Raw genomic sequence first — 7,544 nt, forward strand, 5'->3', positions numbered from 1 at the left:
CCCGCACTTCGCCCCACGCCTCACCCCCACCGAAGCCCACCGCACCCTGCGGCTCCTCGCCGGCCACCACCCCGCCGGAACACTCGAAGCCACCTGGCAGCGCTCGGTCGCACTCATCGCCCTCGCCGTCTGCACCGGCCAGGGCATCAGCACACTCCACCCCATGCGCCTCACCGACCTCGACCTCGAACGCCCCCTGCCCCGCGCCCGGGCCGCCGGCGAGTGGTACCCCCTGGACACCGTCTCCCGCAACGCCCTCACCCGCTGGAAGAACACCCACCAGGCACTGACCACCGGCCACCTCACAGCCCTGAGCGGCGGCCGGGTCGAACACCTCTGGATCACCACCGCACCCGGCCGCCCCCGCGACGGACAACCCGCACTCCCCGCAGGCCTGCCCGCCGCCGTACGCACCCTGGAAGCCGCACACCGCAAACTGACCGCCACCGCCCTGGGCACACCCCTGCTGCTCGAACAGTTCTGCGGAACCGAGACCGGCGAGAGCTGACCCCGGCACAGGCCGAACGGCACGGACGTCGTCGGCCCGGACGGCGGGGCACGCCGACTGCTCAGCCATGCCGACCGACCCTGGTGATGAGTTTCCGCGACCGCACCCGTCACATGTACGACCGGACAGGGCGAGACGGAAGGGCGACGTGATGAGCGCGGACACCATGCTGGAGGAGCTGGGTACGAGCGGGCCGGGCGAAGCCGACGAGTCGGGGTTCCCGGGGCTGGCCGAGCGGCACCGGCGGGAGCTGCACGTGCACTGCTACCGGATGCTCGGGTCGTTCGAGGACGCCGAGGACACCGTGCAGGAGACGTTCCTGCGCGCCTGGCGGCGGCGGGAGACCTTCCAGGGGCGGTCGACGCTCCGGGCCTGGCTGTACCGGATCGCCACCAACGCCTGCCTGGACCTGCTCGCCAAGCGCCGCCCCGAGCCCGCGACCGGCGGCGAGGTACGGTGGCTGCAGCCCTACCCGGACCGGCTGCTCGACGAACTGCCCGCAGGTGACGCGGACGAGCCGGAGACCGTCGCCGTCGCGCGGGAGACGATCGAGCTGGCGTACCTGGTCGCGGTCCAGCACCTCGCGCCGCGCCCGCGGGCCGTGCTGATCCTGCGGGACGTGCTCGGCTGGCCGGCGAAGGACGTCGCGGACCTCCTCGGCGACTCCGTCAACTCCGTGAACAGCGCGCTGCAGCGCGCCCGTGCCGGGATGCGGGAGCACCTGCCCGCGGAGCGGCAGGACTGGACCGGCGGAGAGGAGGACGCCGCCATGCGTGAGCTGGTGCGCCGCTACACCGAGGCCAGCGTGGCCACGGACGTCAAGGCGCTCGCCTCGATGCTGCGGGACGACGTCCGCTTCTCGATGCCGCCCACGCCCGGCCTGTACGTCGGCCGTGACGCGGTGGTGGACTTCTTGACCGAGAGCGGCTTCGAGGGCATGACCGGCCTGCGCGCCGTTCCCACCTCGGTGAACCGGCAGCCCGCCCTGGCCTTCTACCTCTGGCAGCAGTCCGAGGGCGCGTACCTGCCGCTGACGATCGACGTCCTGCGCGTCACCGGCGGGACGATCACCGAGATCACCACGTTCCACGACGACCGGTTCCCGCGGCTCGGACTGCCGGAGCGCCTGCCGGCCGACGGCACCGAGTAGACCCGGTGCAAACGCTCGCGCTGCGCGCCGGCGCACGCATCGCCGTGATCGCGGAGGAATGGCACAACGCGTTCTGCGTCGTCACTCGTGGCCGGGTGCGGCTGGAGCTACGTGACGGCGAGCCGGGGCCGGTCCTCGGACACGACGCCGCGTTCTGGCTGCGCGGCACCGGCGTCCGCGCCCTGCACAACCCCTACCGTCGCACGGCCAGGGTGCGCATCATCACTCCGCCCGGAAGCCGGGCATTTACAGAGAGCCACTCGTCACCTCGCCGTGGCTTCGGGAGAAAAGGGCCGTGTACTTCGTGATCCGCACGGCGTTCAAACGTACTGCGGCCATGCCGACGCGCGCCCGCCCGAACCACCTCGCCCGCCAGGTCGGGGACGGGTGGGCCGGCCTGCCGCGGAAGCCGCATCACCGACATCGTGAAGGCCGTTCCCGTCCTCCAGCACGCATCAGCACGAGGTTGAAAACGGCTCGATCACCGAACGGAGAAAGACGCCCGCATCATCTCTCTCCCCCCGATTCCGGTGTATCAGAACTTCGTGCTGCACTTCATCGGGTACTCATTACCGACGAAGGAGATGCAGACGCGGTAGTAGTAGCTGGCGCCGCCCAGCATGTTCGACCAGTCCGAGCCGCCCTTGGTGTCCGGGACCCTGATGCTGAGCGAGCGGATCAGCTTGCCGGCCGAGTCGTACTTCTCGATGTAGCCGTAGGAGTTGTAGAGCGAGTTCGAGGAGTTGTTCGTCACGCGGACCCAGGCCGCACTGCACCCCGACGCCCAACGCAGTTCGGCCTTGCGGCTGTTGTTGTCGATGGTTCGCTGCGTGGAAACGCTCGCCGTCTCGCAGCCCGTGGCCCGCGGCCCCTGGTTGTCACAGCCCGCCCCACTGCAGCTGGCGGCGAAGGAGGTGCCGGCCAGTGGAATCATGCCCATCGCGACGACGGCTGCAGAAATGGTCGCGGTACGGGACAATATCTTGTTCACAAGAACTCCGGTTTCAATCAGGCGGCGCCGACACTTATGTGCAGCACCGGATGATCATAGATGTGAGGCACCGGACTGACAATCTTCACCGATATCGAGAGCGGATTTTTCGGTCGATGCGCGAGTAGAGGTCACCCGGGTAAATGGCAAATTAAATCACTCTTTATGCAGTTTCCTCGATTCCGGGTGTGCGTGGTCGCGGTGCGGGATGCGGCGCGGTGAGGTCGGCGGACTCCTGGACGTACCGCCCCGTCACCGGGGCCGGCAGCCCGTGCGTGCGGCCCCTCGGCAACCGGTGTACGGCCACGGCCGGGCTTTCCACCAGGTGGCTTCGGCTCCCGTAGCCGACGGCCTGGAAAAACAGGGTGTGCTCGGTCGAGCCGGGGTGTTGGGTGGGCGAGGTGACGGAGAGTCTTGAGTATTCCGCCCTGCTGCGACTGATCGACGAGCGGTCGGCCGCGTTCCGGAGGGCGGTCGCCGCCGCGCCCGGCCTTGACGCGCCGGTGCCGTCCTGCCCCGAGTGGACGTTGTCCGATCTGGTGCGGCACCTGGGAACGGGCCAGCGCTGGTGGGCCGCGATCGTCGCCGCCGGCCCGGCCGAAGCTCCACCGGCCAAGGAGACCGTGGGGGCGCCGCGCGAACTCGAGGCACTGCCGGCCTGGTACGCCGAGTCGAACGAACTGCTGCTGAGCACGTTGCGCGAGGCCGGCCCCGAGCGCGAGTGCTGGACGTGGTGGAGCGCCGGCGTGTCGCCGGCGAACGCCCGGGGCGTCGCCCGGCGCCGGGTGCACGAGATCCTGGTGCACACCTACGACGCCCAGCTCGCCGCGGGCGCCGTGCAGCCGATGCCGGCAGACGTCGCGCTCGACGGCGTGGCCGAGTTCCTCGACACCTGCAACTCCACCCCGGCGGCCTGGCCGCACCAGGCCGCCACCATCCACTACCACGCCACCGAGGGCCACTCCTGGCTCCTCGCGCTGGACGACACCGGCGCCTGGCCCGCACCCCTCACCGACGACGCCGCGCCCGCCTCCGCTTCGGCCACGGGCACGGCCGAGCAGCTTCTCCTCTTCGTCTGGGGCCGCCTCACGCTGAACGACCTGAGGATCGAGGGCGACCGGCAGGTGTTCGAGCGGCTGATCGCCTGGGAGCCCGAGGAGTAGCCGGAGAAATGACCGTGTGGACATCGCTGCGTCCTGTTAACGTCCGTGACATGAAGCGCGCTGCCATGACGACGACGCCGGAGAGTGTCCCGGCGCGCTGACAGACGATCTGATCCGAAGCCCCGGGGCAAGTGCCCCGGGGCTTCGTCGTGGGCCCGGTCACTTGCTCCGCGACCAGCAGGGAGACCGCGATGACCACCGTGCACGACCACCGCAAGCTCGGCCGTGAACTGGGCCTGTTCGACACCGATCCGCTGATCGGCGCCGGCCTGCCGTACTGGCTGCCCGACGGCGCGGCCGTGAGGCACACCCTGGAGGAGTACATCCGTGCCGCCGAGCGGAGGGCGGGCTACCAGCACGTGTACTCACCGGTCCTCGGCAAGCGGGAGCTGTACGAGATCTCGGGGCACTGGGCGCACTACAGCGACGACATGTTCCCCCCGATGGACCTCGGCGCAGAGCAGGTCGTCCTGCGGCCCAGCCTGTGCCCCCATCACGCGGTGATCTACCGCTCCCGCTCCCACAGCTACCGCGAACTGCCCCTGCGGATGGCCGAACTGGGCGGCATGTACCGCTCCGAACTCTCGGGCGTGCTCGGCGGACTGACCCGCGTGCGGGCCATCCAGCTCAACGACGCACACGTCTTCTGCACCCTGGACCAGGTCGCCGAGGAGGCGCAGGCGGCCCTGGAGATGATCCGCCAGGCGTACGAGGCGCTCGGCATCACCCCCACCCGTCACCGGCTCTCCCTCCCGGGGCCCGGTGGCAAGTACGTTGCCGCACCTGAGAAGTGGCAACGGTCCACCGCCCTGCTGACCGACGTCCTCGACCGCTCCGGCCTGCCCTACGAGGCAGCCGAGGGAGAAGCCGCGTTCTACGGCCCCAAGATCGACGTCCAGGTCACCGACGGCGCCGGCCGGGAGTCCACCCTGTCCACCGTCCAGGTCGACTTCCACCAGCCCGAGCAGTTCGACCTGCACTACATCGGCGCGGACGGCGCCAAGCACCGCCCGGTCATGGTCCACCGGAGCATCATCGGCAGTGTGGAGCGAGCCGTCGCCCATCTCATCGAACAGCACGGCGGCGCCTTCCCCGCCTGGCTCGCCCCCACTCAGCTGGTGATCCTCCCGGTCTCCGGCACCGAACTGCCGAACGCCGCGGCCCTCGCCCAACGCTGCACCCGTCTCGGGCTGCGCGCCCGGATCGCGGGACCGGACCGCGGCAGCCTGGGCGCCCGGATCCGAGAGGCCCGCCTGGTTCCCTACCAGGCCGTCATCGGCGCCGAGGAGGCCGCTGAGGATCACGTCGCACTGCGCTTGCGTGACGGACGCCGACTCGACCCGCGGCCGGTCAGTGACGCACTCACCCGCATCAGCGCTCTCGTCGGTGCCCACAGCACCGATCTGTGGGCCGACGCCACCTCGTAGCAGGCGTCGCGATCAGCGTCTGCTGTCACCTGGGGCGGGTCCTGCTCCGCGCGCCTTTCGCCTCGGCCAGGCAGCGACTCCCGGCGAGGTCCGGGTCCGCGACGTTCACACCGAGGATCTCCTCCGCGCGTCCGGCAGTCTCGTACCCGGCGCGCTGGGCCACTCGTCGCAGCGCCCTCTTACGGTCGTGCCTGCGTGGGCAGGGTGAGGATTTCGGCGCCGTTGTCGGTGATGGCGATGGTGTGCTCGCTGTGCGCGGTCCGACAGCCTGTCGCGCTGCGCAGCGTCCAGCCGTCGGCGTCGGTGACGAGTGCGGCGGTGTCGGCCATGACCCAGGGCTCCAGGGCGAGCAGCAGTCCGGGGCGGAGCTTGTATCCGCGGCCGGGCCGTCCGGTGTTCGGGACGTGTGGGTCCTGGTGCATGGTCGAGCCGATGCCGTGCCCTCCGAACTCGGTGTTGATCGGGTAGCCCGCCTTGCTGAGGACTGTGCCGATGGCGTGGGAGAGGTCGCCGATGCGCGCCCCGGGCTTGGCGGCGGCGATGCCGGCGGCGAGTGCGCGTTCGGTCGTCTCGATCATCGCAACGCTCTCCGTCGGCCTGGCCTGGCCCACCAGAAAGCTGATCGCGGCGTCCGCGGCCACCCCGCCCCTGGCTACGGCGAGGTCGAGGGTCAGCAGGTCCCCGTCTGCCAGCGTGTGGTTCCGAGGCCGCCCATGGAGCACTGCGTCGTTGACGGCCGTGCAGATGTAGTGCCCGAACGGGCCGCGCCCGAAGGAAGGCGCGTAGTCGACGTAGCAGGACTGCGCTCCCGCCTCGGTGATCATCTCCTTGGCCCACTGGTCGATGTCCAGCAGGTTCGTCCCTACCGTGCTGCGCTGCTTCAGCGTGTGCAGGATGTCTCCGACCAGGGCGCCGGTGTCCCTCGCCCGCTCGAGCCGCGCGGAATTCAGGATCTCGATCATGGGGGACCTCTCATGTGTGCTTCCAATAACTATCCCGGTCTAACTGTACCGGTATTAGAATGGGGCCATGGTCAGGTTGCCGCTCACCCCCGCCGAGGTAGAACGCGGACAGCGCCTCGGTGCCCTGCTCCGCCGGGCCCGGGGCTGCCGCTCGATGCTGGACGTGGCGCTCGCTTCGCACATCTCGCCGGAGACTCTGCGGAAGATCGAATCCGGCCGTGTGGCCACCCCCGCCTTCCCGACCATCGCAGCGATCGCCGACACCCTCGGCCTGTCCCTTGACGCCGTCTGGGCCGAGATCAGCCAGGCGGAGCGAACCGCCGAGGACGGGTCGGTCCTGCCCGTCACACGGCATCCATCACTGGTTTCGTGACACCCACCCCACATCAAGTACGCGTGAGCCGGCGGGCTTGTCCGTTGCCTCGTCAGGATCACCGGTGCAGAGCTGTCGGCAAACGGCGACGTGCAGGAGACCGGCCGGTGGGATCGCCACCGAGGTCCGGCGCCCAGGACCTCGAACCGGACACCGAGCCGGGCCTCCTCGTCGCCGAGCCGCGGCGAGGCATCCTGGCTCGTGGGCGTCGCCGCCTCGTGGAGATGCTCCTCAACCGGACCCGGATGCCGGGCATGGCCCAGGACGATCTCGCCCACGAGGTTGGAGACGCGGATGGCGCCACCGGGGAACCGGACAGTGATGTCGGCGGCCCGCTCGTCGACGTCATCGACGCCGCCGGCGAGATCGACTGGCAGCCGCCGGACACCGGCTCGCTGCGCGGCGACCTGACGGTCCTCAACCAGGAGATCCAGGAATCCCTGGTCGTACAGCCGTCGTTCGCCGTCGCCCTGATGGCCGCCTCGTTCCACTCCGAACGGGCCGCACGGGCCCAGACGCGGTTGTGGGCGGACCGGTACGCCCAGTGCGGGATCCTCGTCGAGCGCGGTGAACTCCCCGCACGGCACACGGACGCGCGGAGCCTGCTGATCGCCGCCACGGCGCCGCTCTACCACCAGCTGGTGCTCCTGCGCGCCGATCCGGACCCGCGACTCCCGGAACGGGCCGCGCGGGCGGCAGTCCTGGCGGCTGCCGCGGGTGCCTTCTCCGTCCCTCGGCAAGAGAGCGCGTGATCGAGGAGGCGGGGAACACCTCGTGCCGGCGGGACCGGAGCCGCCGGGCCTTCGGGCGGGGTTCGTGGTGGCCCGGCGGCCCTTCACCGGCCGCCTCCGGTCAGGGGGTACCGGTGCGCTTTCCGAGGCGGGTGCCGTGGCGGAGGGTGATCGGCATCAGGTCGCCGGGGACGTCCGGTTCCAGGCGGTGCCGGCGGCCGCGGGGAACGATCACGGCG

8 protein-coding genes and 1 pseudogene are annotated in these 7,544 nt (G+C 70.5%); 7 read left to right on the forward strand and 2 right to left on the reverse strand.

Translation table 11 applies throughout. The features are described from left to right. From B7767_RS46695 to B7767_RS45930, 3 genes and pseudogenes are all read left to right on the forward strand, one after another. Positions 1 to 508, forward strand: a pseudogene (locus tag B7767_RS46695) (hypothetical protein); the annotation flags it as partial. 151 nt (positions 509 to 659) lie between these two features. Next, positions 660 to 1,658: an RNA polymerase subunit sigma-70 gene (locus tag B7767_RS32005; protein WP_085575183.1), complete on the forward strand. Its 999-nt coding sequence runs from the start codon at positions 660 to 662 to the stop codon at positions 1,656 to 1,658. Positions 1,659 to 1,663: 5 nt separating this feature from the next. After that, the gene (locus B7767_RS45930; RefSeq protein WP_143652736.1) at positions 1,664 to 1,966 is read left to right on the forward strand and encodes a hypothetical protein; all 303 of its coding nucleotides are present in this window, start codon (positions 1,664 to 1,666) and stop codon (positions 1,964 to 1,966) included. 227 nt (positions 1,967 to 2,193) lie between these two features. Here the strand turns inward: B7767_RS45930 and B7767_RS32010 are convergent, their stop codons facing one another. After that, positions 2,194 to 2,649: a DUF2690 domain-containing protein gene (locus B7767_RS32010; RefSeq protein ID WP_143652737.1), complete on the reverse strand. Its 456-nt coding sequence runs from the start codon at positions 2,647 to 2,649 to the stop codon at positions 2,194 to 2,196. Between the two features lie 401 nt (positions 2,650 to 3,050). On the opposite strand from B7767_RS32010, the gene B7767_RS32015 reads away from it, so the two are divergent. After that, positions 3,051 to 3,812, forward strand: a complete 762-nt coding sequence (locus B7767_RS32015) for a maleylpyruvate isomerase family mycothiol-dependent enzyme (protein WP_085575207.1) — start codon at positions 3,051 to 3,053, stop codon at positions 3,810 to 3,812. Between the two features lie 200 nt (positions 3,813 to 4,012). Then, a complete protein-coding gene (gene thrS, locus B7767_RS32020; protein WP_085575208.1) occupies positions 4,013 to 5,239 on the forward strand; it encodes a threonine--tRNA ligase in 1,227 nt (408 codons plus the stop codon). A gap of 179 nt (positions 5,240 to 5,418) precedes the next feature. On the opposite strand, the gene map is transcribed toward thrS, so the two are convergent. Then, entirely contained in the window at positions 5,419 to 6,201 is a 783-nt protein-coding gene (gene map / locus B7767_RS32025; RefSeq protein WP_085575185.1) for a type I methionyl aminopeptidase, read from the reverse strand. A gap of 67 nt (positions 6,202 to 6,268) precedes the next feature. On the opposite strand from map, the gene B7767_RS32030 reads away from it, so the two are divergent. Both B7767_RS32030 and B7767_RS32035 read left to right on the forward strand, forming a co-directional pair. Beyond that, positions 6,269 to 6,574, forward strand: coding sequence for a helix-turn-helix domain-containing protein (locus tag B7767_RS32030; protein ID WP_085575186.1), 306 nt, complete (start codon positions 6,269 to 6,271; stop codon positions 6,572 to 6,574). A gap of 224 nt (positions 6,575 to 6,798) precedes the next feature. Next, positions 6,799 to 7,326, forward strand: coding sequence for a TetR-like C-terminal domain-containing protein (locus tag B7767_RS32035; protein WP_373408254.1), 528 nt, complete (start codon positions 6,799 to 6,801; stop codon positions 7,324 to 7,326). Positions 7,327 to 7,544 lie beyond the last annotated feature (218 nt).

It is taken from the genome of Streptomyces sp. 13-12-16 (assembly GCF_002114215.1).
Taxonomy (GTDB): domain Bacteria; phylum Actinomycetota; class Actinomycetes; order Streptomycetales; family Streptomycetaceae; genus Streptomyces.